The sequence below is a fragment of the Allobosea sp. BE125 genome, assembly GCF_031456075.1.
GTDB lineage: Bacteria > Pseudomonadota > Alphaproteobacteria > Rhizobiales > Beijerinckiaceae > Allobosea.
In genome coordinates this window covers 148,228-171,271 of sequence record NZ_JAVDTY010000004.1, presented here as the reverse complement: position 1 = coordinate 171,271, position 23,044 = coordinate 148,228, and the positions used below count along the sequence as shown (strand labels likewise).

Below are 23,044 nucleotides of genomic sequence, written 5' to 3'. Positions count from 1 at the left end.
AGGGTTCGCGGCGTTCGGGGCGAGCGCTTGATGCCGAACCGGCGGGGTCGTTTGGTAGGAGAAGCCCATGTCGTCATCGCGTATGCCGTCATCCCGTATCGTCGCTGCGCTGTTCGGCGCGCTTGGCCTCATCGTCGCAGCCTTCACGGTCGCACCGGCGATGGCCGCTCCTGTCTCGGCAGGCACGGCGCAAACCATGCCGTCGCAAACCTTGCCGTCGCAAGGCGATCTCGTCCAGCAGGCGCAGTATTACGGCCCGCGTCGCTATTATGGACCGCGCCGCTACTACGGCCGCCCGGTCTATCGCCCGCGCTGCTTTGTCACCAACCGGCGCGTCTGGACCGGCTATGGCTGGGTCATCCGCCCCGTGCGCGTCTGCCGCTGAGCCGCCGAAATGTGGCCGTTCTCTGGCCGCAGGATGAAAACAGGCTGAACGACACGGTTTAGTGCCGTTCAGCTCCAACGCAGTACCCTTTCATTCGAAGACGGCGACCGACCATGCGGCAGGGGCTGCAGGCGCCAAGTTGAAGAGGATCGGATCATGTTTCGCAAACTCGCATTCGGTATCGCGACGGCAGCCACACTCGGCGGCCTGTCCTTTGCAGCCGCCCCGGCCATGGCGGCCCCCATCGCGGCGGGAGCCGTCCAGCCCGCCTTGGCTGTGACTGCCGAGGTCGATGGCGCCCAGATCCAGCAGGCGCAGTATTATTACGGACCGCGCCGCTATTACGGACCGCGCCGCTACTACGGACCGCCGCGCTATTACGGACCCCGGCGCTATTACGGCCCGCGCTTCTACGGCCCGCCGGTCTATGCGCCGCCGCCGTTCTACGGGCCGCGCTATTTCTACTGATCGCGGCTACCTAGCGTCGCATATCCGCGATGCAGGGCTTCGCTCGCTTCAGTGAAGCCGCCCTCGGGGCGATTGAGGATGAAAGCCGGCAGCAACGCTGCCGGCTTTTTGCTGTTCAGCACGGCCGTGACGAGGACGCGCACGGCAGGCCGGGTGGCCAGCGCATGGATCGGCCGGATTTCCAGCCCGCCGAAGCCAGTCGCCAGCCCGGCCAGGATCTCGGCCAGCGCCTCGGCGCGGTGGATGATCGCGATCCGCCCGCCAGGCCGGAGCAAGCGGCGCGCCGCCTTCAGCCAGTCTCCCAACCCACCCTCGACGACATGGGCGGCGCGCCGATTCGGGACCGGTGAGGCCTTGGTCTCCCGCGCCGCATAGAAGGGCGGATTCATCGCGACACAGGCGAAGCTCGCCGGGATCAGCCCGGCCTGGGCCAAGGCGGCGGCTGGCGCGGCGATATCCACAGCCAGCGCCGCGACGCGCGCCTCGAGGCCGTTGGAGGCGATGTTGTCGCGCGCCAGGGCTGCAAGCTCCGGGTCACGCTCGACCAGCACCACGCGCAGGTGCGGCTGCGCAAGGGCAGCAGCAAGGCCGACCGTGCCGACGCCCGCGCCCATGTCGAGCAGAGGCCCCTCGCCCAGTTCAGGCAAGGCCGCCGCGAGCAGGATCGCGTCGCTGCCGGCGCGATGACCCTTCTTCGGCTGGCGCAGGATCAGGCGGCCATCGAGCAGGCGATCCTCGCCGATTTCGCCGAGCGCCGAGGCCGATTGCTGCTCAGCCATCGCGCAGTTCCGCTCCGAAGCCGGCATCGACCAGCAGCGCCCGCGCCCGCATCTTGTCGGCCTCGCGCACCAGCAGCCGGCGCGGAAAGGCGCCGATCATGCCTTCCAGCGCGCTGATGTGCTGATCGGCGATCAGGCAATCGAGATTGGCCGAAGCCAGCAGCGCCTCGATGGCTCCGAGCAGGACGATGTCGTTGGTGCGGACGAGTTCATGCATGGGCGCATGGAGCCGAAGCCGTGGCCCGCGCGCAAGCCCTCGCTTGCGCAGGTGCGGCGACAAGGTGCGGCGTCATTGCCGAATTGCGGGGGCTGGTCACCCATGCGACGGTTGTGGCAAGGCATCAGCGCGCCGCGAACTGCGCAAGCCGGCCGGAGTGATCGAGATGGGCGTCGTCGTTGCGTTCGAGGACAAGGAAGCGGGCCAGGGAATCGGCCAGGATGCGGGCAAGGCCCGGATCGAGACCCTGGTCGGCCTGACCCGCACTGACATGGAGCGCGTCAATGCGATGATCCTGTCGCGCACCGGCTCCGACGTCACCATGATCCCGGAGGTCGCCAACCACCTGATCTCGTCGGGCGGCAAGCGCCTGCGCCCGATGCTGACGCTGGCGACCGCGGCGCTGTGCGATTATCGCGGCGAAGGCCATGTCAAGCTCGCGGCCTCGGTCGAGTTCATGCACACCGCGACATTGCTGCATGACGACGTCGTCGACCAGAGCGACATGCGCCGCGGCAAACTCGCCGCGCGCATGCTCTGGGGCAATGAGGCGAGCGTGCTCGTCGGCGATTTCCTGCTCGGCCAGGCCTTCAAGATGATGGTCGAGGTCGGCTCGCTGCGCGCCCTCGACATCCTCTCCACCGCTGCGGCCGTGATCGCCGAGGGCGAGGTTCTGCAGCTTTCCGTGGCCAAGAACACCGAGACGACCGAGGACGAGTATCTTGCCGTGATTCGCGGCAAGACCGCGGAGCTCTTCGCCGCCGCCTGCGAGGTCGGCCCCGTCATCGCTGGCGCTGGCAAGGCCAATGCCGCCGCCTGCCGCAGCTACGGCCTCAATCTCGGCATCGCCTTCCAGCTCATCGACGACGCGCTCGACTATGGCGGTGTCGCCTCCAAGCTCGGCAAGAACACCGGCGACGATTTCCGCGAGGGCAAGATCACCTTGCCGGTCGTGCTCTCCTTCCGGCGCGGCACCGATACCGAGCGCGCCTTCTGGCGCCGCACGCTCCAGAATGGCGAGGTCAATGAGGGCGATCTCGAAGAAGCCCAAAGCATCATGCGTCGCCATCGCGCGCTCGACGACACGATCGAGCGCGCCGAGCACTACGCCAAGATGGCCAAGGATGCGCTCGGCCTGTTCCCCGCCTCCCCGATGAAGCAGGCGCTGAACGAGACCGTCGATTTCTGCGTTTCGCGGGCGCACTGAAGCGCCTTTGCCACGGACGCGTCCTCGCGAAAGAGGCTTCCACAGCGGCCTGGACGGGCCTAGGCTGCCTGCCACGACGCATGAAAGCGTGGAGCGGGCCATGACGGCATCATCGGATCGCCAGTCGAAGATCGGGGCTGTCATTCGCGTATCGAGTGGCAATTTCCTCGAAATGTACGATTTCTTCGTCTTCGGCTATTACGCCTCGGCGATCGGCAAGGCCTTCTTCCCGTCAGGCAGCGAATTCGCCCAATTGATGGCGGCGCTGATGACCTTCGGCGCCGGCTTCCTGATGCGGCCGCTCGGCGCCATCGTGCTCGGCACCTATATCGACCACCATGGCCGCCGCGCCGGGCTTCTCCTGACACTCGGGCTGATGGCCTTCGGCACGCTCACCATCGCGCTGGTGCCGACCTATGCGACGATCGGCCTGCTCGCGCCGGTCATCGTCGTGATCGGCCGACTGGTCCAGGGGTTTTCAGCGGGCGTCGAGCTTGGCGGCGTCTCCGTCTATCTGTCGGAGATAGCGACGCCCGGAAACAAGGGTTTCTATGTCAGCTGGCAGTCCGGCAGCCAGCAGATCGCCGTGATCTTCGTGGCGCTGCTCGGCGTCTGGCTCAGCACAATCCTGCCCCCCGAAGACATGACGGCCTGGGGCTGGCGCATCCCGTTCCTGGTCGGTTGCCTGATCGTGCCGCTGATCTTCCTGCTGCGCCGCTCGATGCAGGAGACCGAAGAGTTCGAGGAGCGGCGCAAGAGCGCCAGCCACCCCTCACCGCGCGAGATCCTGCGCTCGCTCGTCCAGAACTGGCAAAGCGTGATCATCGGCATGCTGCTGGTGACGATGACGACGGTGTCGTTCTACTTCATCACCGCCTACACGCCGACCTTCGGGCGCGAGGTCTTGAAGCTGACAGGCCTCGACGCCCTGCTGGTGACGGTCTGCGTCGGCCTGTCCAACCTGTTCTGGCTGCCGGTGATGGGGGCGCTCTCCGACCGGATCGGCCGCAAGCCGCTGCTCTTCGCCTTCACGCTGCTGATGTTCGTCAGCGCCTATCCGGCGCTGTCCTGGCTGGTTTCCGCGCCGTCCTTCGTCAGGCTGCTGGAGGTCGAGCTCTGGCTGTCGTTCATTTACGGCAGCTATAACGGCGCCATGGTGGTCGCGCTGACCGAGATCATCCCGGTACAACTGCGCACCACCGGCTTCTCCGTCGCCTACAGCCTGGCGACGGCATTGTTCGGCGGCTTCACGCCTGCGGTCAGCACCTATCTGATCGAGGTCACCGGAAACCGGGCCGTCGCCGGGCTCTGGCTGATGTTCGCCGCCGCCTGCGGCTTCCTGGCGACCTGGCTGGCCTATCGGTCGCGCCCGCAGGTCACGGCTGGGGCCGTGAGCCGCGCCGGATTGTCGCCCGGCGGCTGACGCCACCCGTTAACGCAGCACGGTCGGCTTGACCCACCAGTTCGGGCGGCTCCTCTGCAGCGCCTTGGCCGCGGCCGCGCTGGCCCGGCAATCATCGAACAGGGCAAAGCAGGTCGCCCCCGAGCCCGACATGCGCGCGAGCCGGCACCCGGGCAAGGCCGCCAGCCAGGCGAGAACCTCGCCGAGAACCGGAGCCACGCGTCGCGCCGGCGCTTCGAGGTCGTTGCCGCTTTCGGCGAGCGCCCTTAGAAGCGCGGAGCGGTCCAGACCCTTTTCACGCGAGCCCTCATCCTGAGGAGCCATGTCTTCAGACATGGCGTCTCGAAGGATGCTCCAAGGGGTTCCGGAGCCTCCTGGAACATCCTTCGAGACGCCGCTGCGCGGCTCCTCAGGATGAGGGCTCGTATGGGGAGGATGCGGCTGTCCCGGCTGCAAACCCAGCGCCCTGAACACCGCCGTCGTCTCGACCGGCACACCCGGATTGACCAGCACGGCAAAGAGCGGCGGCAGGCGCAAGGGCTGCCCCAGACGTTCACCGATGCCGGCCATCACCCGTGCCCGCGAATCGAGGCAAACAGGCACGTCGGCCCCGACCCTGGCCGCTGCGCGCAGCAAAGCCGGCTCACCGCGCGGAATCCCGTTCAAGCGCGCCAGCAGGCGCAGCGCGCCTGCCGCATCGGCCGAGCCGCCGCCGATGCCAGAGGCGACGGGCAGGCGCTTGACGAGGTGGAAGCGGCCCCAGCGCAGCGGGCCTGCTTCATCGGCAAGCGCGCGGGCGGCGCGCAGGACGAGGTTGCGCTCGTCGGCTTCGAGCCCGCCGCCAAGCGGGCCGCCAATGCTCAGGCCGAGTTCCGACCCGGGTTCGAGCGTCAGTTCATCACTGATGCCGGCGAAGGCGACCAGGCTTTCGAGCTCGTGATAGCCGTCAGCGCGCCGGCCGAGCACCTTCAGGCTCAGATTGACCTTGGCGCGGGCACGGGTTGTCAGCGCGGCTGGCATGGGAAATCCGGGACGGCCGGTGGTCACCAGAAGGCTGTCCATTCACCTCGCCCCGTCATTGCGAGCGCAGCGAAGCAATCCAGGGCCGTCGAGCGAGCCCTCCTGGATTGCTTCGTCGCTATCGCTCCTCGCAATGACGATGCAAGCCGTATGGAAAACGATCCAGGCCTCAGCCGCCGTCCTTCTTCGGCTCAGCGGCGTTGGCGGAGGGCGGCTCTTCCAGGCCGCGCTCGATCTTCTGCTTGATCTTGACCAGATCCTCAGGCTCCGGGCCGAGGTCGCGGGCCGCATTCCACTGGAAGGTCGCCTCCAGCTTGCGGCCGGTGCGCCAATAGACATCGCCGAGATGGTCGTTGATCACCGGATCGGAGGGGCGCAATTCCATGGCGCGCTCGAGTTCGCGCGCCGCATCGTCGTAGCGCCCCAGCCGGTAATAGGCCCAGCCGAGCGAATCGGTGATGTAGCCGTCGCGCGGCCTGAGCTCGACGGCGCGGCGCAGCATGTTGAGCGCCTCGTCGAGCTTGAGGTGCTGATCGACCAGCGAATAGCCGAGATAGTTCAGCACCAGCGCGCGTTCGCGGCCGAGCGGCTCCGGCATCAGCTCCAGCGCCTTGCGCAGATCCGCCTCGGCCTCGGGCCAGCGCTTGGTGCGCTCGCGCGCAATGCCGCGGAAATAGAACAGATCCCAGTTCGCCCGCCCGGGAACCGCGAGCTTGGCGATGGCCTTGTCGTAGGTCTCGGCCGCCTCGCTGAAGAGCTTGCGGGTGCGGTAGACATTGCCGAGCGCCGAGAGCGCATCGACATCGTCGGGGCGTTCCGTGATCAGCGCCTGCAGATGCTTGATCGATTCCTCGGATTTGCCGAGCGTCTCCAACGCCAGGCCAGCCTGAATCTCGGCATTGGGCCGCAGCGGCGAGGTCGCCGGCATCTTGTCATAGACCGCGACGGCATCCTCGGGCTGCTTCGAGCGTTCGAGGATGTCCCCGAGCGTCAGGATCGCCAGATCATGGCTGGGGTCGAGATAGATCGCCAGGCGCAGATAGAGCAGCGCGGCAGCCTCGTCGCCCTGGCGATTGCCGGCGCTGGCCAGGCCGTAGAGGACTTCGGCCGCGCCCTGCTGGGCCGTGCCGACCTGGCGGGCGAGCGGCTCGCGCGCGGCAACCCGCGCAAGACCGTCCCGGACGATGGGATGGTTGGGCAGGAGGCGGTCGAACTCGCCATAGGTCGCGGCGGCGCCGTCATAATTGCCGTTGCGCGCCTGCAGGCGGGCCCAGAGATCGACCAGGCGCAGCGTCGTCTTTTCCGCATCATAGGCGCTCTTCAGGCGCTTCTCGGCGTCGACCTTGCGCCCGGCGATATCGAGGATCAGGCCGGCATGGTAGTCGCGGAAGAGGTTGTAGGAGGCCTCGCCCTTGAGCCGGTCGAGCGTCTCGAGCGCCTTGTTGGTCTGGCCGGAGCCGGCATAGGCCCAGGCCGAGAGCAAGGTCGCGGTGATGTCGGCGGCGCGGCCGCGGCCGCCCCGCTGGAGATGACCGCGCGCGGTCTGATAGCTCTTCTGCTTGATCGCGCGAATGCCGACCGCGAGCTGGGCCAGACCGTTGCTGGGATCACGCTGGATCAGCTTGTCGGCGGCGCGGAAGGCGTCGCTCATCGCACCATCTGCCAGGAAGGCGACGAAGCCGCGCTCCAGCAGATCATTGTTCAGCGGATCGCCCTTGATCGCCTCGCGCAGATAGACCGAGGCCGCGCCGAGATCACGCCCGGCACCCGCAACGATCGCGGCCAGGTAATTGCCTTCCAGGCTGTCGGCGGGCTCCAGCTGTTCCGTCGTACGCGTCGCAGCCGCCCCTTGAGCCGAGGCACCGGCCTGCAATGCGAGAAAAAACACCAGGGCGACCGCCGTGCTCGGGCCGCGGCCCCTCAATCGAAACGTCACGATTGTCATTCTCCCTCGGTCCGCAGCCTGTATGTCACGCGCGGCCATACATCAGCGCGACCGGGACCACTTCGCTTAAGCGTTCAAGATGGCGGTTTCCGGGCGGACGGGCAAGCCATTGGAGCGCTGCTCAGCTGAATCCGTAGCAACGATGCAACAATCCGACAGAAGCATGCTGCGCCGCAACGTTCCCGCAGTTTTCCGTGTCCATGCCTCAAGAATTTAAGGCTAGGACTGAAGCGTTCGCATGTACCGCGACGATTCACCTGGGATCATTCACATGAAAAAGATCGTTTTGAGCATTGCCGCCGTCGCCCTGCTGGCCGGCTTCGCCGCTGGCTGCGCGAAGCCCGAGCCCACCAAGCCGGCCCCGAGCGTCGTCCGCAAGGGCTGAGGCGGCCATATCGCCGACCAAAGAGAAAAGGCGCGCCGTGCGAGCGGCGCGCCTTTTCCTTATCCACACCAGCGCTTTACGCCGATTCAGGCTCACATATTCGAGTAGCCCGGCCCGCCGCCGCCCTCGGGCACCGTCCAGGTGATGTTCTGGGCCGGGTCCTTGATGTCGCAGGTCTTGCAGTGGACGCAGTTCTGCGCGTTGATCACGAAGCGCGGCTCGGTCTTCGCCTCGGCATCCTTGTAGACCACCTCATATACGCCGGCCGGGCAATAGAGCCGCGCCGGCTCGCCATAGACAGGCAGGTTCTTGTCGATCGGGATCGAGGGGTCGGTCAGCTTCAGATGCGCCGGCTGGTCTTCCTCATGATTGGTCGAGGACAGGAAGACCGATGACAGCTTGTCGAAGGAGAGCTTGCCGTCGGGCCTGGGATAGACGATCGGCTTGACCTCGCTGAGAGGCTTCAGCGTCGCGTAATCCGGCTTGCCGTGCTTGAGCGTGCCGAAGGGCGACCAGCCAAAGAGCTGGTTCAGCCACATGTCGATGCCGCCCAGCCCGATGCCCAGGAGCGTGCCGTATTTCGACCAGAGCGGCTTGACGTTGCGCACCGGCTTGAGGTCGCGCCCGATGGCGCTGTCGCGCCAGCTGGTTTCGATCTCGACCACCTCGTCATGCGAACGGCCGGCCGCCAAAGCGGGCGCGAGATGCTGCGCCGCCTGCATGCCTGAGAGGATGGCGTTATGGCTGCCCTTGATGCGCGGCACATTGACGAAGCCCGCCGCGCAGCCGATCAGCGCGCCGCCCGGGAAGGTGAGCTTCGGCACCGACTGGAAGCCGCCCTCGGTGATGGCGCGCGAGCCATAGGACAGGCGCTTGGCGCCATCGAAGAGATCGCGAATCAGCGGATGGGTCTTGAAGCGCTGGAACTCGTCGAAGGGCGAGAGCGTCGGGTTGGTGTAGTTGAGATGCACGACGAAGCCGACGGTGACCAGGTTGTCGTCGAAATGATAGAGGAAGGAGCCGCCGCCGGTGCCGTTGTCGAGCGGCCAGCCGAAGGAGTGCTGCACCCGGCCCTTGTGAAACTTCTCCGGCTTGACCTGCCAGATCTCCTTCAGGCCGATGCCGTATTTCTGCGGCTCGCGCCCTTCGTCGAGCTTGAATTTGCGGATGGCGATCTTGGAGAGCGAGCCGCGCGCGCCCTCGCCCAGCAGCGTGTAGCGGCCGCGCAATTCCATGCCGCGGGTGTAGCGCTCCGAAACCGTGCCATCCCTGGCGATGCCCATGTCGCCGGTGGCGACGCCGGCGATCGAGCCATCCTCGTTGAACAGCAATTCGGCGGCGGCGAAGCCCGGATAGATCTCGACGCCGAGCGCTTCGGCCTGCGCCGCAAGATATTTTGCCACGAGGCCGAGCGAACCGACGAAGTTGCCGTGGTTGTTCATCAGCTTGGGCATGCCGAAATTGGGCAGGCGGATGCCGTTGGGCTCGGTCAGGAAATAGAAGATGTCCTCGCTGACCTCAGTCGTCAGCGGGCGGCCCTCGTCCTGGCGCCAATCGGGCAGGAGCGCGTCGAGGCCGACCGGGTCGATCACGGCGCCCGACAGGATGTGAGCGCCGACTTCGGCCCCCTTCTCGACCACCACGACGGAAATCGTCTCGTCGAGCTGCTTCAGGCGGATGGCGGCGGCAAGGCCGGCTGGACCGGCGCCGACGATGACGACGTCATAGTCCATGCTCTCGCGCGGTTCGCTCTGCGCTTCCTTGAGATCCATCCTGCCCTCCGGAGGCCTTCGACTGGCTTGAAGCCAATTAGTTTATATGTGAACTATATCGCCTGTCCGTTCAAGCCGCGCATGGCTCAAGACAGGCATGGCGCTCAAGACAGACATGGCGTCAGTCTGGAAACCCTCTATCGAAGCGTGCGTTCCAATTTGCAACTGCGGCGGCTCGCGAAGACGCATATGTGCGTGCTAGAACCCCAGCGATGATGTCCACCGCCGCGCCAGATCCTGTTGAGCTGCTCGCCTGGTACGCCGAGATGGGCGTCACCGAGGCGCTCGACGAGACGCCGCACGACCATTTCATGGAAGCGCCGCAGCCCGCCGCCGTGCGCCCCGCCCCGCCGCAGCTCGTGCGCGCAACCGCAGCCGCCGCCCGGCCGGCGCTGCCCGCGACGGCTACGGCCCCCGACGATGCCGCCCTCACCGCCAGGACGATGGCGCAGCAGGCCACGACGCTCGACGCCTTGAAGGAGGCGCTCGCGCAATTCGAGGGCTGCGCGCTGAAGGCGACCGCCAAGAACCTGGTTTTTTCCGACGGCAATCCGGCCGCTCGATTGATGCTGGTCGGCGAGGCGCCGGGCGCCGACGAGGACCGCATCGGCCTGCCCTTCGTCGGGCGCTCCGGGCAATTGCTCGATCGGATGCTGGCCGCGATCGGCCTCAATCGGAAGGAGCATGTCTATATCGCCAATCTCCTGCCCTGGCGGCCGCCGGGCAACCGCACGCCGACGCCGCAGGAGGTCGCGATCTGCCTGCCCTTCATCCAGCGCCAGATCCAGCTTGCGAACCCCGACATCCTGGTCTGCATCGGCGCGCCCTCGGCGCAGGGGCTGCTCGGCCTCACCGGCATCCTCGCATCGCGCGGCAAATGGCTGGAGTACGACACCGGCACGCGACGCATCCGCGCCATGGCGACGCTGCACCCGGCCTATCTGCTACGCCAACCCTTGCAGAAGCGATTGGCCTGGCGCGACCTGCGGGCGCTCAAGGCTGCGCTCGACGCCAAGACCTGCCCCCCCTGCTGACCCCTTGGACATAACGTCCTGCGGCGCTACGGGCCGCAGAAACGCGCCGCCGGTTTGACTAACGTCACCGTTGGCGGCGATGCTGTTTTGGCGAAGTCGTACAACCCGCTTTTCGCGGCGAAGCCGGACGGAGCCTTGCGATGACGATCGACGCTTTTCTGCTCTCGCGCATCCAGTTCGCCTTCACCATTTCCTTCCACATCGTCTTTCCCGCCTTCACGATCGGGCTCTCGGCCTATATCGCGACGCTGCTGGGCCTCTGGCTCAAGACCGGCGACCAAAAATTTCATCTGCTGGCGCGGTTCTGGACCAAGATCTTCGCCGTCTCCTTCGCCATGGGCGTGGTCTCCGGCATCGTGCTGTCCTATCAGTTCGGCACCAATTGGAGCCGGTTCTCGCTCGTCGTCGGCAACGTCATCGGCCCCTTGATCGGCTATGAGGTGCTGACCGCCTTCTTCCTCGAGGCGTCCTTCCTGGGCGTGATGCTGTTCGGCTGGAAGCGCGTGCCGCCCTGGCTGCATTTTCTCTCGGCCGTGATCGTTGCAGGCGGCACGGCATTGTCGGGCTTCTGGATCCTCTCCGCCAATAGCTGGATGCAGTATCCGGTAGGGCACGAAGTCCGCGATGGCATCGCCTACCCGCTCGACTGGATGCAGATCGTCTTCAACCCGACCTTCCCGCTGCGCTACATGCACATGATGACGGCGGCCTATCTCACCACCGCCTTCGTCGTGCTGGCGACGGGCGCGCGCCATCTGATCGCCGGCCACCGCACCGAATCGGCCAAGACGATGGTGCGCATGGCGATCCTGATGATCGCCATCACCGCGCCGGTGCAGGCGCTGATCGGCGATTTCCACGGCAAGCAGACCGCCAAATACCAGCCGGCCAAGCTCGCCGCGATCGAAGCGCATTGGGATTCGTCAAAACCCGCCCCGCTCGTGCTCTTCGCATGGCCCGACGAGCAGGCCGGACTCAACCGCTTCGAGATCTCCATTCCCGGCCTGGCGAGCCTTTTAACCCATGGCAGCATGGACGCGCTCTTTCCCAGCCTCAACGATTTCGCGCTCGAGGACAGGCCGCCGGTCAAGATTCCCTTCTTCGCCTTCCGCGCCATGGTCGGCATCGGCGTGCTGATGATCGGCTTCGGCTGGCTCGGCGCCTTTCTGTGGTGGAGGGGCCGGGTCTTCGAGGAGCGGCGCTGGCTCTGGCTCGCGCAATATAGCTGGCCGGCCGGCTTCATCGCGATCCTGTCGGGCTGGTTCGTCACCGAGGTCGGCCGCCAGCCCTGGCTGGCGACGGGGGTGATCCGCTCCAAGGATGCGGTCTCACCGATCACGACGCTGGAGGTCGCGATCTCGCTGGCGCTCTTCGTCTGCGTCTACTGCGTGGTGTTCACGGCCGGAATCCTGCTGATCAACCGCTTGATCGACAAGGGGCCCGACGAGATCGGTGACAAGGACGCGCCCGAGCAGCCGTCCCAGCGCACACTCAAGGCGGCGCAGGGACCAGCCTCCGACCTGTTCGGCGACGGCCATCCCGGCGACGACAGAATCCAACCCCAGAGCTGAGGAGAGACCGATAATGGAATGGTATCTCCCCGTGATCTGGGCCGGGCTGATCGGCACCGCCGTGATGCTCTATGTCGTGCTCGACGGTTTCGACCTCGGCATCGCGATCCTCTTCCCCGCGACGAAGGACGAGGCCGAGCGCGACCAGATGATGAACTCGGTCGCTCCCTTCTGGGACGGCAACGAGACCTGGCTGGTGCTGGGCGGCGGCGGGCTGTGGGTTGCCTTCCCCATGGCCTACGCCATCATCATGCCGGCCTTCTATATCCCGGTGATCCTGATGCTGCTGGCGCTGATCTTCCGCGGTGTCGCCTTCGAGTTCCGCTGGGTCGCCAAGCCCAAGCACCGCATCTGGGACCTCGCCTTCTGGCTCGGCTCGACCATTGCCGCCTTCGCACAGGGGTTGATCCTGGGCGGTTTGATCCAGGGCATCACGGTCGCGAACGGGCAGTTCGCCGGTAAGCCCTTCGACTGGCTGACGCCATTCTCCGTGATGTGCGGAGCGGGCGTCGTCGTCGGCTACGCGCTGCTGGGCGCAACCTGGCTGGTCTACAAGACCGAAGGCGCGGTCGCCGAGCGGGCCCGGGGCCAGGCGAAGCTTTTGCTGCTTGGCCTGATGGCCTTCGCGATCCTGGTCTCGCTCTGGACACCCTACGCGCATCCGCGCATCGCCGAGCGCTGGTTCACGCCCGCCAACTTCGCCCTGCTCTGGCCCTTCCCGCTGCTGACCGCCTATTGCGGCTGGATGGTCTGGAAGCGGCTGCACGGACAGCACGAATTCACGCCGTTCGCCTTCACCATCGCGATCTTCGTGCTCTGCTTCCTCGGCCTCGCGATCTCGAACTATCCCTATCTCGTGCCGCCCAGCCTGACGATCTGGGACGTGGCGGCAGCGCCCGCCTCGCATGTCTTCGTGCTGATCGGGGTGAGCTTCCTGCTGCCGATGATCCTGTTCTACACCGCCTTCGTATACTGGACCTTCCGCGGCAAGGTGAAGCTCGACGGCGGCTATCATTGACTGGCCAGGGCAATTTTCGCACGTCCTGACCCGTCATTGCTCACGCTCCTCGCAAGGACGGGTCAAGCTGACTGAAAAATTGTTCCGGAATCGCGGCCCGAGCAACTGGGACCGGCTTGGGAACAAGCCGCCGCAAGACGACTTGAGTTTCCGGCCCCGCTCGCAGAGATTGGCGGCCGAGAGAGCGGAGTGCCTGCCATGCAATGGGAAGATTATCGCCAGTCCGAGAATGTCGAGGACAGGCGTGGCGGCGGCACCTATGCCGGCCTGCCCGGCGGGCGCGGCGGCGTCGGCATCGGCACCATGGTCGTGCTCGGCCTGGTCGGCTGGGCGCTCGGCATCGATCCGCGCCTCTTGATCGGCGGGGCGGAACTGATCGGCGGCATTGGGGGGCGCAGCGCCCCGACCCAGGAAACCCGGAAGTCCTCGGGCCCGCCCTCGGACGAGATGGGCCGCTTCGTCTCGGCCGTGCTGGCGCAGAACGAGGACGTCTGGACCAAGGTGCTGCCGCAGCAGGCGAATACGCGCTACCAGGCGCCGCGCCTGGTGCTGTATTCCGGCGTCGACCGCTCCGGCTGCGGCACCGCCCAGGCGGCGATGGGACCGTTCTATTGCCCGCCGGACAAGAAGGTCTATCTCGACCTCTCCTTTTTCCAGGAGATGCAGCGCAAGCTCGGCGGCGGCGGCGATTTCGCCTATGCCTATGTCATCGGCCATGAGGTCGGCCACCACATCCAGAACCTGATCGGCATCCTGCCCAAGGCGAACCAGTTGCGCGAGCGATCCTCGGAGCGTGACGCCAATGCGATCTCGGTGCGCATCGAATTGCAGGCGGACTGCTTCGCCGGCGTCTGGGCCAACAACATCCAGGCGATGGGCCGGATCGACCAGAGCGATGTCGACGAGGCGATGAAGACCGCGTCCGCGATCGGCGACGACAAGCTGCAGAAGGCCTCGCAGGGCGTCGTCGTGCCCGATTCCTTCACCCATGGCTCCTCGGCGCAGCGCACACGCTGGTTCACCACCGGGCTACGCTCGGGCTCGATGCAGAGCTGCGACACCTTCAGGACGAGCCAGCTTTAGCAGCCGCTCCCGACCTATCGTTCAACGGGAACGGCAGCGCCTTTATCCGTCCAGCTTGGCGGAACACCAACGCTGCCGCCGAGCAGGCCGACAAGGCCCGGCGACGGCCCAAATGCCCGGCAAGCGGCGTATTTCGCGTCGCCGCCAAGCTGCGCGCCGATCTGTTCGAAGGACGGGAATGTCGGCGCCTTGCCGAACGGCGTCTCGCCGGTGACGAGCATCTTGCTGAAATCGGATCCGAAATCGCTCGCCAGCGTGTAAGCGTCGCCCTCCTCGCTCATCCGGGCCGAGGTCAGGAAGGCATTTGCGCCGCGCCCCCAGACCATTGCCGCCTGCTGCTTGCCGCTGGCGTCGCGAGCCTCAGCCTCGAGCGAAATGCTTCCCAGTCCGACAGGGATGCGCGGGAGCGGAACAGGCACCCCAGGCAGGAGAATCGACTTCGCAACCGATGCGCCGCGGGAGACCCCCGCGGAAACGACATCCGTCGGTGCGACCTGCGTGACGAGGGCGCGAACCGTGAGATCGGCGGGCTCGGACGGGGTGACCACGACGAAACGCTCGCTCAGACCGCCGCACATGGCACGGTCGATCGCATTCGCTACCAGGCGCCGTTGCGCGGGCGTCAGGCTCGGCTGCGTCGAGGAAGCCGAGAAAGCGGTAGGGACGATCCTGACTGTGCGGGCCTTCGTCACGCTCGGTTTGTCGACGCGCAGCTTCGAGCGCGTCAACAAACCGTCCGATTGCTCCAAACTGTCATATGATTGAAGCGACCCGGCCTGCTCCAACGAGCCGGTTGCGCAGCCTCCGAGCAGCGCGCCGGCTATTCCAATGAAGGAAATCAGAGGATTTCTCTGCATGTTCACGCTTTTCCCAACCGAGATGGCTTGCGTCGCCGGCCGCGACGTTGGATCCGAACAGCCTTTGGAGTGATCCCTTTGGGCCATTAGTGCACAGAGTGCAGTTTAATTGAGTCGCCTTTGTGTCGGCACCGCTAGCGCGCTCAAGCCTGAAACCTCGGACATCTCGATTTTTGCTTTACGCCAACCACGTCTATATGGTCGGCAGTATCCAGTTGAGGCAGGTATGCGACAAGCATCTCCCAAACCAGAAGGCCTTCGCGAGCGCAATCGCCGCGAGAAGCACGAACACATAACCAATGTCAGCATTCGCCTGTTTCTTGAGAACGGGTACGACGCTACGACGCTCGCCGAAATCGCTTATTCTTCGGGTATTTCCAGAAGGCACCTGTTCAATTATTTCGACAGCAAGGACGAAATCCTGTTTTCGCACCTGCGCGAATATTATGAGATGATCGCCGAATCCATTGCCCGAGGCTCCCCTGGCGAACCCGCCATGGAGGTCGTGCGCAAGGCGATTCTTTCAAACCTGGCGCGCTTCGATGCGGAGAGAACGCTCGCGATCGCGAAAATCATGAAGAACAATACGGCACTCCAGAGCAAGAATCGCGCGAATGAAATCAATCTTGAAAAGGCTATCCTGAGAGGCCTGTCGACTTTGTGGCCAGATAGAGAGTCTCATGATCGGCTATTATTTGCTTCTATATTGTCATCTGGCGCGATCCGCTTTGCCACACACATCTGGCTGCGAGATGAAAACGAGATGAAGCTCGCAGATTGTGTGGCCGACGCCTTTGATCGGATGATGTTCGAGATTCAATGCACCCAGTGAATTGAATTTCAGATCGAGGCGACGCTGACCCATTGCTCGCCCCGCGGCAAGCGTTCAGGCGCCCGCCCGTTCCCGCCGCACCGACAGGCGACGCGGCGCTCCGCCAAGCCTGCCCGCAAGGACGAGGCCCTTGGGCACGACGAGGCCGGCACGCAGCCGACGCGCGCCGAAGGAGATCGCCGCGCGCTCGCGCAGCGAACCGGCGACGCCGCGCAAGGGGATCAAGGCGGGACTGTCGGGTGCAAGCATGAGATGCCGGTCGACGACCTGGGCCCAATGCGACTGGGGCGCATCGCCCGCATCGAGCAAGACCAGCCAGTCCCCACGCGCCTGCGCCGCGCCGAGATGCCAGCCCTCCGCGGCGCCCGTGCGCAGATAGCTCGCGCCGGTGGCGTCGGCCAATCGCTCGACATCGCGACTACCACCCGCATCGACCACCACCGCATGGCCCAGGAATCCATCGGCGACAGCGGGAATGAGGACCGCGAAGGTCGCGGCAAGCAGGCTGGGAGGGCCGTCGGCCCGGATCACGGCTGTGAGCATGCGCAAATCCATATGACGCAGCGCAACATGTCGCAATCCTGTCACTTGCAATCTGTTCCCTATATGTTCACATTGGAAACATAGAAACATGTCGATTCCCGGCAGTTTCCAGGACGGTTCAGCGTCATGCGCCAAGCCACGCCCTCTGCGAGACCCTCTTCGCGGCCGATTCCGGCCCAGCCGCTCAAGCGGCATGACAGCGAGCCGGCCTCGGTTTCCGCGCGCGTCGCACCGCTCGATCCGATGGCCTATGCCGGGCATCGGATCGACCCGGAACGCCGGCGCGGGCGCGGCGCCACGATCAATCCGGGCGGGCGCTTCGAGGCCGAGCAACGCGTCCTCGAGGATGACGGCTGGGGCACGCTCGGCGAATTGCCGGCCTTCAAGACCGAGGTCTCGATCGAGAAGCCGCGCACGATCATTACCAGGAACGACTCCCCTGATATTTCCTTCGACCGCTCGATCAATCCCTATCGCGGCTGCGAGCATGGCTGCGTCTATTGCTTCGCGCGGCCGAGCCACGCCTATCTCGGCCTGTCGCCGGGGCTCGACTTCGAGAGCAAGCTGACAGCCAAGCCCGATGCGGCGATCCTGCTGGAGAAGGAGCTCAGCGCGGCTTCCTACCAGCCGCGCACCATCGCGATCGGCACCAATACCGACGCCTATCAGCCGATCGAGAAGAAGCTGCGGATCATGCGCTCGATCCTCGAGGTGCTGGCGAAGTTCAACCACCCGGTCGGGATCGTGACGAAATCGGCGCTGGTCCAGCGCGACATCGACATATTGGCGCCGATGGCCGCGAAAGGTCTCGCCAAGGTCGCGATCTCGCTGACCACGCTCGACCCCAAGATCGCCCGCACGATGGAGCCGCGCGCCGCCTCCCCGGCCAAACGCCTGGAGACGATCAAGGCTTTGTCGGAGGCCGGCATCCCGGTCACGGTCCTGGTCGCGCCGATCATCCCGGCGATCAACGAACATGAGATCGAGCGCATTCTCGATGCCGCCAGGGCCGCCGGCGCGCGCGAAGCAGGCTATGTCTTGCTGCGCCTGCCGCTGGAGGTGAAGGATCTGGTGCAGGACTGGCTGCTGACACACCATCCCGACAAATTGCGCCATGTCGTCTCGCTGATCCGCTCGACGCGCGGCGGCAAGGATTACGACCCGGCCTGGGGCCAGCGTCAGGTCGGCTCGGGGCCTTATGCCTGGATGATCGGGCGGCGCTTCGAGATGGCGGCCGAGCGGCTCGGCTTCAACGCGACGCGCCTGCGATTGCGCAACGACCTGTTCCTGAAGCCCGAGAAGGAAAAGGCGCAGCTGAGTTTGTTCTGAAGAGCCCGCAAAACCGCATCGTCATGCTCGCCCTTGTGGCGGGCATCCACGTCTTGAACACGCCCTCACTGAGGGAAGACGTGGATCGCCGAGACAAGCCCGACCATGACGGGGAACACACTGGCCGGGATGACGTGGACAGCCATGCCGAGAGCATGGCCGGCCGGCACCGCATGTTGCATAAGGCGCGGCATGAGCGCCGATTTCAGCCGTGAGACGCAAGCCATCGCAACCGGGTTCTGGCCATTGGCCGGGATCGACGAGGTCGGGCGCGGGCCATTGGCCGGACCGGTGGTCGCGGCGGCAGTGATCCTCGACCCTGGGAAGGTTCCCGCCGGGCTCGCCGATTCGAAGGCGCTCAGCGCCACCAGGCGCGAGGCGCTGTTCGACACAATCGCTGGGACGGCGCTGGCGATCGGCATCGCCAGCGTGACCGCAGCCGAGATCGACGCCATCAACATCCGGCAGGCAACGCTGCTGGCGATGAAGCGCGCCGTCGCCGCCCTGCCGCTCGCGCCGCTCAAGGTTCTGGTCGACGGCAACGACCCGCCGTCCCTGCCCTGCCGCTGCGAGGCGATCGTCAAAGGCGACGCGCTCGTCGCCTCGATCGCGGCCGCCTCGATCATCGCCAAGGTGACGCGCGACAGAATGATGGCGCGGCTGGCGCAGCTTTACCCGGCCTATGGCTTCGCCGGGCATGTCGGCTACGGCACGGCGGTCCACCGCGCGGCTATCCAGGAGCACGGCCCCTGCCCTGAGCATCGCTACAGCTTTGCGCCGGTGAAGGGCGTCTGGCAGCGCTGAGGCGAACCGGCCGGAGCCTTGCGCAAATGCGCACGCCATTAACACTCGATTAGGAATTCGGCAGCGGGATCAAGGGACTAGGCAAAAGCTGCAGCCCCAAAACGAGACGCATTTTTTTCATCGCGGAAACCCGGCTTTTACCCTGTCCGAGCAATATCGCGACTGTTCAAGTTGCGTAACGGTCTTGGGGCGTCATGGGTATTTTGCGTACCGGGACCACCAGCGCCGCCGTCCGGATTCAAGTTCCGCGTACCGGACGGCCCGCGCTGCAGTCACCGATCAAGGCTCCACGGCTCGAGGCGGCCGGCCTTCCTCTCGAACTCCCTCTCGATCAGGTGCTCGTCGGCGACTGTGTCGCCGCGCTCGAGCGCCTGCCCCCGGCCAGCGTCGACCTCGTCTTCGCCGACCCGCCCTATAATCTCCAGCTCGGTGGCGACCTGCGCCGGCCCGACGACAGCCTCGTCGACGCCGTCGACGACGACTGGGACAAATTCTCGTCCTTCGCCGATTACGACGCCTTCACGCGCGCCTGGCTTGCGGCCTGCCGCCGCGTGCTGAAACCCGACGGCGCGCTCTGGGTCATCGGCTCCTATCACAACATTTTCCGCGTCGGCTCGATCCTGCAGGATCTCGGCTTCTGGATGCTGAACGACATCGTCTGGCGCAAGGCCAATCCGATGCCGAATTTCCGCGGCCGGCGCTTCACCAATGCGCATGAGACGCTGATCTGGGCGGCGCGCGGCGCCTCATCGAAATACACCTTCCACTACGAGGCGCTCAAAGGCGGCAATGACGACCTGCAGATGCGCTCCGATTGGTATCTGCCGCTCTGCACCGGCGAGGAGCGCCTGAAGGATGATGCGGGGGTGAAAGTCCATCCGACGCAGAAGCCCGAGGCCCTGCTCGCCCGCGTCATGCTCTCGGCCAGTAATCCAGGCGACGTGATCCTCGATCCCTTCTTCGGCACCGGCACGACCGGCGCCGTCGCCAAGGCGCTCGGCCGGCGCTTCATCGGGCTGGAGCGCGATCCCGCCTATGCTGCCGCCGCCCGCAAGCGCATCGCCGCCATCGAGCCGCTGCCGCCGGAAGCCTACTCGACCGCGCCCTCCAAGCGCAGCGAGCCGCGCGTGCCCTTCCTCAGCCTGGTCGAGGCCGGGCTGGTGAAGGCCGGCGAGAGCGTCACGGACGAAAAGCGCCGCCACAAGGCGACGATCCGCGCCGACGGCACGCTGATGCTGGGTCCGGCGGTCGGCTCTATCCACAAGGTCGGAGCGCTGGCCCAGGGCCTGCCGAGCTGCAATGGCTGGACCTTCTGGCATGTCGAGCGGCCGGCCGGGCTGATGCTGCTCGACGTCCTGCGCGGCGAGATCAGGGCGCAGATGGCGGCGGCCTGAGCGCCGCCAGCCCGGCCTCGACCACTTTCAGCATCAGGCTCGGGAACGGCTCCTCGCGCAGCTTGCCAGGCGGCGTGAAACGCATGCTCGCTGGGGCTTGCGCCGTCAGCGGCGCCTTTGCCACCAGCACCGTCAATTCCAGCGGAAAATGCGTGAAGACATGGCGTACTGGCGGGCTCAGCTTGCGCCACCGCGTCGCCAATGGCGCGTCCTGCGCGGCGCCATCCAGTTCGTAATCGGCGCGCCAGTCGCTGGTCGGTACTTCGGCCATGCCGCCGAGCAGGCCCTTGTTCGGGCGCGTGCGAACCAGGAGCGCGCCATCCTCGCGCATCAGCACGAAGGCGGCGCCGTAGCGAGTGACGCCAGCCTTCTTCGCAGCCTTGCGCGGATAGCTCTCCTGGGTGCCAGTAGCCTGCGCCCGGCAAGGCTCGCGCCAGGGGCAGATGCCGCAAGCCGGGTTGCGCGGCGTGCAGATCGTTGCGCCGAGATCCATCAGCGCTTGCGCGAAATCGCCCGGCCGCGCCATCGGCAGCAGCGCCAGGACATGCTCGCGAATCAGGGGCTTGGCGCCGGGCAGCGCCGCCTCGATGGCGAAGAGCCGGGTCATGACGCGCTCGACATTGCCGTCGACGGCGGCAGCGGGCCTGTCGAAGGCGATCGCGGCCACCGCGCCGGCGGTATAGGCGCCGATGCCCGGCAGCGCGCGCAAGCCCGCTTCGGTGTCGGGAAAGCGGCCGCCATGGCTCTCTGTCACGGCCATGGCGCAGGCATGCAGATTGCGGGCGCGCGAGTAATAGCCGAGCCCGGCCCAGGCCTGCATGACCTCCTCGGAGGGCGCAGCTGCAAGCGCTTCGACCGTTGGAAACCGCGCCATGAAGCGCTCGAAATAGGGTTTTACCGCCGTGATCGTGGTCTGCTGCAGCATGATCTCGGAGGCCCAGACGCGATACGGGTCGGGCCTTTCGCCCGGCAGCGTCCGCCAGGGCAGGCTGCGGCGATGGCGGTCATACCAGGCGAGGAGATCGGCGGCGTTCGGCGTAGGCATTACGGAGGCGAGAGCGATGAGGCGATCCCCAATGAAAGCGCGGTCTGCCCCGAGATTCGGTACATTCTGTTGAAGGCAGCCTTGGTTGTCAGGGATGCCGCACCGGGCACGCCCATTTCGTAATAGATGTTGTTCATCTCGGCCACCGCACCGCCCGAATACCCCCGCGCTCCGGAGGCCTGAAGACTGTTGCCTTCGTGGAAGCCGAGACCTCCGCGCCCGCCCGCGCCATCGGCGAAGGTCGCGTTGAGATAGTGCCGTCTGACACCCGCGGCAAACAGGGCCGTGCACGCGCTATTGCAGAGCGCGCGCGACGCATCCACGACGGTGACCAGCCCGGCCTTGCGAATGTGCCGGGCCATTTCACGCGCGGCGAGAACGCGCCCGCCCTGACTGTTGAGATGGATGAATTTGACCTGCCCGCCTTGGGGGGTGGTCAGGAAATCGCGCAGCAGAAACTCATCGCCATTGTTGATTGGCCCGCTCAGCGTCGCCATCGCGCCCTTTTGCGAGATCTCGACCGCAGAGGCAGCGTGAACCGTCACGGCGCAGAACGCCGCCAGCACAGACACCATACGCATCTCAAATCCCCCGCAGCCGCTCTGCAACCTTAGATGATCCCTCACGGCATTGTCACAGGGGACTTGTGCGTCACCGCACCGCTCCCGCACAATGGCGCATGGCTGCCAAACCTCTCGCCGACCTGATCGATGACTGCCTTGCGCCGGCGCTCGCCGCGCAGGGCTTTGCCGGCCGTGCCATCGTCTCGCTCTGGCCCGAGATCGTCGGCGAGCGGCTGGCGGCACGCTCGCGGCCGCTCAAGATCGACTGGCCGCGCCGCCGGCCCGCGCCGGGCGAGGCCTCCGATCCCGCAACGATGGTGGTGCGGGTCGAGGGCGCCTTCGCGCTGGAGATGCAGCAACTCGCGCCGCTCGTGCTGGAGCGGGTCAACACCCATCTCGGCTGGCGCGCCGTCGGCAAGCTCGTTCTGAAACAGGGCCCCGTCGAGGCGCCGGTGACCAGGAAAGCGCCGCCACCGCCCGATCCCGCGACGGTCGCGCGCGTGGCGCAGCAGGTCTCCGGCATCACTGACCCGGAATTGCGGGCAGCATTGGAGCGGCTCGGCCGCTCCGTCGGCGCGGGCAAGCATGCTGGCCGGCCCGACACAGCTTCGTGAGCGCCGGCACGATCGCGCCGAACCGATCTTGCCACAATCGTGATGGCCTCTATGGTCCGGCAACCGATTTCGCTCTCAAGGACACTGCATTATGACGAACAGGCGACAGCTTCTGACCGGCACCGCCGGCCTCGCAGCCGCCGCGATGCTGGGCGCGCGCAGTGCCCAGGCGCAGACCGACCTGACCACGGCCGGCCCGCTCGGCGATGTCTGGCTCGGCCCGGCCGACGCCAAGGTGACGGTGATCGAATACGCCTCGATGACCTGCAGCCACTGCGCCGCCTTCCATCAGGACACCTGGCCGGCGCTGAAGGCGAAGTACATCGACACCGGCAAGATCCGCTTCACGCTGCGCGAATTCCCGCTCGATCCGCTGGCGACGGCGGGCTTCATGCTTGCCCGCTGCAACGGCAACGACAAATACTACCCGATGACCGACATGCTGTTCAGCCAGCAAAAGGCCTGGGCTTTCACCGACAAACCGGTTGATGCGCTGTCGAGCATGGTCAAACAGGCCGGTTTCACACAGGATTCGTTTGAAGCCTGCTTGAAAAGGCAAGATATCTATGACGCCGTCACGCAAGTGAAGGATCGTGGGGCCAAGGCTGGTGTCGATGCGACGCCGACCTTCTTCATCAACGGGCAGAAGCGTTCAGGTGCGCTCTCGATCGCCGAATTCGACAAGATCCTCGAACCGCTGCTGGCGGGCTGAGAGCGCGCGCTTGTCTTCCTTCTCCCCTGGGGGGAGAAGGTGGCTGCGCGAAGCGCTGACGGATG

Annotated in this window: 23 protein-coding genes; 14 read left to right on the top strand and 9 right to left on the bottom strand. The window is 65.9% G+C overall.

Translation table 11 applies throughout. From position 1 onward, the window contains the following. The first annotated feature begins 67 nt into the window (after positions 1 to 67). Together J2Y55_RS11605 and J2Y55_RS11600 are read left to right on the top strand one after the other, a co-directional pair. Positions 68 to 385, top strand: coding sequence for a hypothetical protein (locus tag J2Y55_RS11605; RefSeq protein WP_310152543.1), 318 nt, complete (start codon positions 68 to 70; stop codon positions 383 to 385). A gap of 156 nt (positions 386 to 541) precedes the next feature. Next, entirely contained in the window at positions 542 to 853 is a 312-nt protein-coding gene (locus tag J2Y55_RS11600; RefSeq protein WP_310152540.1) for a hypothetical protein, read from the top strand. Here the strand turns inward: J2Y55_RS11600 and J2Y55_RS11595 are convergent. Continuing rightward, positions 847 to 1,632, bottom strand: a complete 786-nt coding sequence (locus J2Y55_RS11595) for a tRNA1(Val) (adenine(37)-N6)-methyltransferase (RefSeq protein WP_310152537.1) — start codon at positions 1,630 to 1,632, stop codon at positions 847 to 849. The genes J2Y55_RS11600 and J2Y55_RS11595 overlap by 7 nt on opposite strands. Next, positions 1,625 to 1,849, bottom strand: coding sequence for a putative signal transducing protein (locus tag J2Y55_RS11590; RefSeq protein ID WP_069690176.1), 225 nt, complete (start codon positions 1,847 to 1,849; stop codon positions 1,625 to 1,627). The genes J2Y55_RS11595 and J2Y55_RS11590 overlap by 8 nt, the downstream gene beginning before the upstream one ends. A 166-nt stretch (positions 1,850 to 2,015) precedes the next feature. On the opposite strand from J2Y55_RS11590, the gene J2Y55_RS11585 reads away from it, so the two are divergent. Both J2Y55_RS11585 and tcuC read left to right on the top strand, forming a co-directional pair. Continuing rightward, a complete protein-coding gene (locus J2Y55_RS11585) occupies positions 2,016 to 3,056 on the top strand; it encodes a polyprenyl synthetase family protein (protein WP_310152532.1) in 1,041 nt (346 codons plus the stop codon). A gap of 100 nt (positions 3,057 to 3,156) precedes the next feature. Beyond that, the gene (gene tcuC, locus J2Y55_RS11580; protein WP_310152529.1) at positions 3,157 to 4,479 is read left to right on the top strand and encodes an MFS transporter; all 1,323 of its coding nucleotides are present in this window, start codon (positions 3,157 to 3,159) and stop codon (positions 4,477 to 4,479) included. 9 nt (positions 4,480 to 4,488) lie between these two features. Here the strand turns inward: tcuC and J2Y55_RS11575 are convergent, their stop codons facing one another. From J2Y55_RS11575 to J2Y55_RS11565, 3 genes are all read right to left on the bottom strand, one after another. Further along, entirely contained in the window at positions 4,489 to 5,520 is a 1,032-nt protein-coding gene (locus J2Y55_RS11575) for a 4-(cytidine 5'-diphospho)-2-C-methyl-D-erythritol kinase (RefSeq protein ID WP_404978889.1), read from the bottom strand. 127 nt (positions 5,521 to 5,647) lie between these two features. Then, positions 5,648 to 7,423 (bottom strand): tetratricopeptide repeat protein, encoded by a 1,776-nt coding sequence (locus tag J2Y55_RS11570; RefSeq protein WP_404978888.1) that lies wholly within the window; start codon positions 7,421 to 7,423, stop codon positions 5,648 to 5,650. Positions 7,424 to 7,900: 477 nt separating this feature from the next. Further along, a complete protein-coding gene (locus tag J2Y55_RS11565; RefSeq protein ID WP_310152526.1) occupies positions 7,901 to 9,580 on the bottom strand; it encodes an electron transfer flavoprotein-ubiquinone oxidoreductase in 1,680 nt (559 codons plus the stop codon). Positions 9,581 to 9,792: 212 nt separating this feature from the next. Here J2Y55_RS11565 and J2Y55_RS11560 point away from each other — a divergent pair, with 212 nt between their 5' ends. The 4 genes from J2Y55_RS11560 to ypfJ all read left to right on the top strand — a co-directional run bounded on the left by J2Y55_RS11560 (position 9,793) and on the right by ypfJ (position 14,286). Next, the gene (locus tag J2Y55_RS11560) at positions 9,793 to 10,614 is read left to right on the top strand and encodes a uracil-DNA glycosylase (RefSeq protein WP_310152522.1); all 822 of its coding nucleotides are present in this window, start codon (positions 9,793 to 9,795) and stop codon (positions 10,612 to 10,614) included. 140 nt (positions 10,615 to 10,754) lie between these two features. Next, complete coding sequence (locus J2Y55_RS11555; RefSeq protein WP_310152518.1) at positions 10,755 to 12,185, top strand: cytochrome ubiquinol oxidase subunit I; 1,431 nt, start codon at positions 10,755 to 10,757, stop codon at positions 12,183 to 12,185. A 13-nt stretch (positions 12,186 to 12,198) separates the two neighbouring features. Beyond that, positions 12,199 to 13,203, top strand: coding sequence for a cytochrome d ubiquinol oxidase subunit II (gene cydB, locus J2Y55_RS11550; RefSeq protein ID WP_310152515.1), 1,005 nt, complete (start codon positions 12,199 to 12,201; stop codon positions 13,201 to 13,203). A 198-nt stretch (positions 13,204 to 13,401) separates the two neighbouring features. After that, positions 13,402 to 14,286, top strand: coding sequence for a KPN_02809 family neutral zinc metallopeptidase (ypfJ, locus tag J2Y55_RS11545; RefSeq protein WP_310152513.1), 885 nt, complete (start codon positions 13,402 to 13,404; stop codon positions 14,284 to 14,286). A 14-nt stretch (positions 14,287 to 14,300) separates the two neighbouring features. On the opposite strand, the gene J2Y55_RS11540 is transcribed toward ypfJ, so the two are convergent. Beyond that, the gene (locus J2Y55_RS11540) at positions 14,301 to 15,143 is read right to left on the bottom strand and encodes a DUF3313 domain-containing protein (RefSeq protein ID WP_310153328.1); all 843 of its coding nucleotides are present in this window, start codon (positions 15,141 to 15,143) and stop codon (positions 14,301 to 14,303) included. 226 nt (positions 15,144 to 15,369) lie between these two features. On the opposite strand from J2Y55_RS11540, the gene J2Y55_RS11535 reads away from it, so the two are divergent. Next, entirely contained in the window at positions 15,370 to 15,975 is a 606-nt protein-coding gene (locus J2Y55_RS11535) for a TetR/AcrR family transcriptional regulator (protein ID WP_310152510.1), read from the top strand. A gap of 54 nt (positions 15,976 to 16,029) precedes the next feature. Here the strand turns inward: J2Y55_RS11535 and J2Y55_RS11530 are convergent, their stop codons facing one another. Further along, positions 16,030 to 16,518: a glycosyltransferase family A protein gene (locus tag J2Y55_RS11530; RefSeq protein WP_310152507.1), complete on the bottom strand. Its 489-nt coding sequence runs from the start codon at positions 16,516 to 16,518 to the stop codon at positions 16,030 to 16,032. A gap of 243 nt (positions 16,519 to 16,761) precedes the next feature. On the opposite strand from J2Y55_RS11530, the gene J2Y55_RS11525 reads away from it, so the two are divergent. From J2Y55_RS11525 to J2Y55_RS11515, 3 genes are all read left to right on the top strand, one after another. Next, on the top strand, positions 16,762 to 17,847 hold the full coding sequence (locus J2Y55_RS11525) for a PA0069 family radical SAM protein (protein WP_310153325.1): 1,086 nt from the start codon (positions 16,762 to 16,764) through the stop codon (positions 17,845 to 17,847). A gap of 192 nt (positions 17,848 to 18,039) precedes the next feature. Next, the gene (rnhB, locus tag J2Y55_RS11520; RefSeq protein ID WP_310152504.1) at positions 18,040 to 18,651 is read left to right on the top strand and encodes a ribonuclease HII; all 612 of its coding nucleotides are present in this window, start codon (positions 18,040 to 18,042) and stop codon (positions 18,649 to 18,651) included. A 194-nt stretch (positions 18,652 to 18,845) separates the two neighbouring features. After that, entirely contained in the window at positions 18,846 to 20,045 is a 1,200-nt protein-coding gene (locus J2Y55_RS11515; RefSeq protein WP_310152502.1) for a site-specific DNA-methyltransferase, read from the top strand. On the opposite strand, the gene mutY is transcribed toward J2Y55_RS11515, so the two are convergent. Both mutY and J2Y55_RS11505 read right to left on the bottom strand, forming a co-directional pair. Then, on the bottom strand, positions 20,020 to 21,090 hold the full coding sequence (gene mutY / locus J2Y55_RS11510) for an A/G-specific adenine glycosylase (protein WP_310152499.1): 1,071 nt from the start codon (positions 21,088 to 21,090) through the stop codon (positions 20,020 to 20,022). The genes J2Y55_RS11515 and mutY overlap by 26 nt on opposite strands. Continuing rightward, positions 21,090 to 21,665: a hypothetical protein gene (locus J2Y55_RS11505; RefSeq protein ID WP_310152495.1), complete on the bottom strand. Its 576-nt coding sequence runs from the start codon at positions 21,663 to 21,665 to the stop codon at positions 21,090 to 21,092. Before J2Y55_RS11505 ends, mutY begins: the two co-directional genes overlap by 1 nt. 104 nt (positions 21,666 to 21,769) lie before the next feature. On the opposite strand from J2Y55_RS11505, the gene J2Y55_RS11500 reads away from it, so the two are divergent. Both J2Y55_RS11500 and J2Y55_RS11495 read left to right on the top strand, forming a co-directional pair. Next, positions 21,770 to 22,267: a DUF721 domain-containing protein gene (locus tag J2Y55_RS11500; RefSeq protein ID WP_310152491.1), complete on the top strand. Its 498-nt coding sequence runs from the start codon at positions 21,770 to 21,772 to the stop codon at positions 22,265 to 22,267. Between the two features lie 91 nt (positions 22,268 to 22,358). Then, positions 22,359 to 22,979 carry a DsbA family protein gene (locus J2Y55_RS11495; RefSeq protein WP_404978887.1) on the top strand — a complete coding sequence of 207 codons (621 nt, stop codon included), beginning with the start codon at positions 22,359 to 22,361 and terminating at the stop codon, positions 22,977 to 22,979. Positions 22,980 to 23,044 lie beyond the last annotated feature (65 nt).

Coding starts and splice junctions, on each gene's coding strand:
- J2Y55_RS11605 (WP_310152543.1), top strand. CDS start 68: ATGTCGTCATCGCGTATGCCGTCATCCCGTATCGTCGCTGCGCTGTTC.
- J2Y55_RS11600 (WP_310152540.1), top strand. CDS start 542: ATGTTTCGCAAACTCGCATTCGGTATCGCGACGGCAGCCACACTCGGC.
- J2Y55_RS11595 (WP_310152537.1), bottom strand. CDS start 1,632: ATGGCTGAGCAGCAATCGGCCTCGGCGCTCGGCGAAATCGGCGAGGAT.
- J2Y55_RS11590 (WP_069690176.1), bottom strand. CDS start 1,849: ATGCATGAACTCGTCCGCACCAACGACATCGTCCTGCTCGGAGCCATC.
- J2Y55_RS11585 (WP_310152532.1), top strand. CDS start 2,016: ATGGGCGTCGTCGTTGCGTTCGAGGACAAGGAAGCGGGCCAGGGAATC.
- tcuC (WP_310152529.1), top strand. CDS start 3,157: ATGACGGCATCATCGGATCGCCAGTCGAAGATCGGGGCTGTCATTCGC.
- J2Y55_RS11575 (WP_404978889.1), bottom strand. CDS start 5,520: ATGGACAGCCTTCTGGTGACCACCGGCCGTCCCGGATTTCCCATGCCA.
- J2Y55_RS11570 (WP_404978888.1), bottom strand. CDS start 7,423: ATGACAATCGTGACGTTTCGATTGAGGGGCCGCGGCCCGAGCACGGCG.
- J2Y55_RS11565 (WP_310152526.1), bottom strand. CDS start 9,580: ATGGATCTCAAGGAAGCGCAGAGCGAACCGCGCGAGAGCATGGACTAT.
- J2Y55_RS11560 (WP_310152522.1), top strand. CDS start 9,793: ATGATGTCCACCGCCGCGCCAGATCCTGTTGAGCTGCTCGCCTGGTAC.
- J2Y55_RS11555 (WP_310152518.1), top strand. CDS start 10,755: ATGACGATCGACGCTTTTCTGCTCTCGCGCATCCAGTTCGCCTTCACC.
- cydB (WP_310152515.1), top strand. CDS start 12,199: ATGGAATGGTATCTCCCCGTGATCTGGGCCGGGCTGATCGGCACCGCC.
- ypfJ (WP_310152513.1), top strand. CDS start 13,402: ATGCAATGGGAAGATTATCGCCAGTCCGAGAATGTCGAGGACAGGCGT.
- J2Y55_RS11540 (WP_310153328.1), bottom strand. CDS start 15,143: ATGCAGAGAAATCCTCTGATTTCCTTCATTGGAATAGCCGGCGCGCTG.
- J2Y55_RS11535 (WP_310152510.1), top strand. CDS start 15,370: ATGCGACAAGCATCTCCCAAACCAGAAGGCCTTCGCGAGCGCAATCGC.
- J2Y55_RS11530 (WP_310152507.1), bottom strand. CDS start 16,518: ATGCTCACAGCCGTGATCCGGGCCGACGGCCCTCCCAGCCTGCTTGCC.
- J2Y55_RS11525 (WP_310153325.1), top strand. CDS start 16,762: ATGGCCTATGCCGGGCATCGGATCGACCCGGAACGCCGGCGCGGGCGC.
- rnhB (WP_310152504.1), top strand. CDS start 18,040: ATGAGCGCCGATTTCAGCCGTGAGACGCAAGCCATCGCAACCGGGTTC.
- J2Y55_RS11515 (WP_310152502.1), top strand. CDS start 18,846: ATGGGTATTTTGCGTACCGGGACCACCAGCGCCGCCGTCCGGATTCAA.
- mutY (WP_310152499.1), bottom strand. CDS start 21,090: ATGCCTACGCCGAACGCCGCCGATCTCCTCGCCTGGTATGACCGCCAT.
- J2Y55_RS11505 (WP_310152495.1), bottom strand. CDS start 21,665: ATGGTGTCTGTGCTGGCGGCGTTCTGCGCCGTGACGGTTCACGCTGCC.
- J2Y55_RS11500 (WP_310152491.1), top strand. CDS start 21,770: ATGGCTGCCAAACCTCTCGCCGACCTGATCGATGACTGCCTTGCGCCG.
- J2Y55_RS11495 (WP_404978887.1), top strand. CDS start 22,359: ATGACGAACAGGCGACAGCTTCTGACCGGCACCGCCGGCCTCGCAGCC.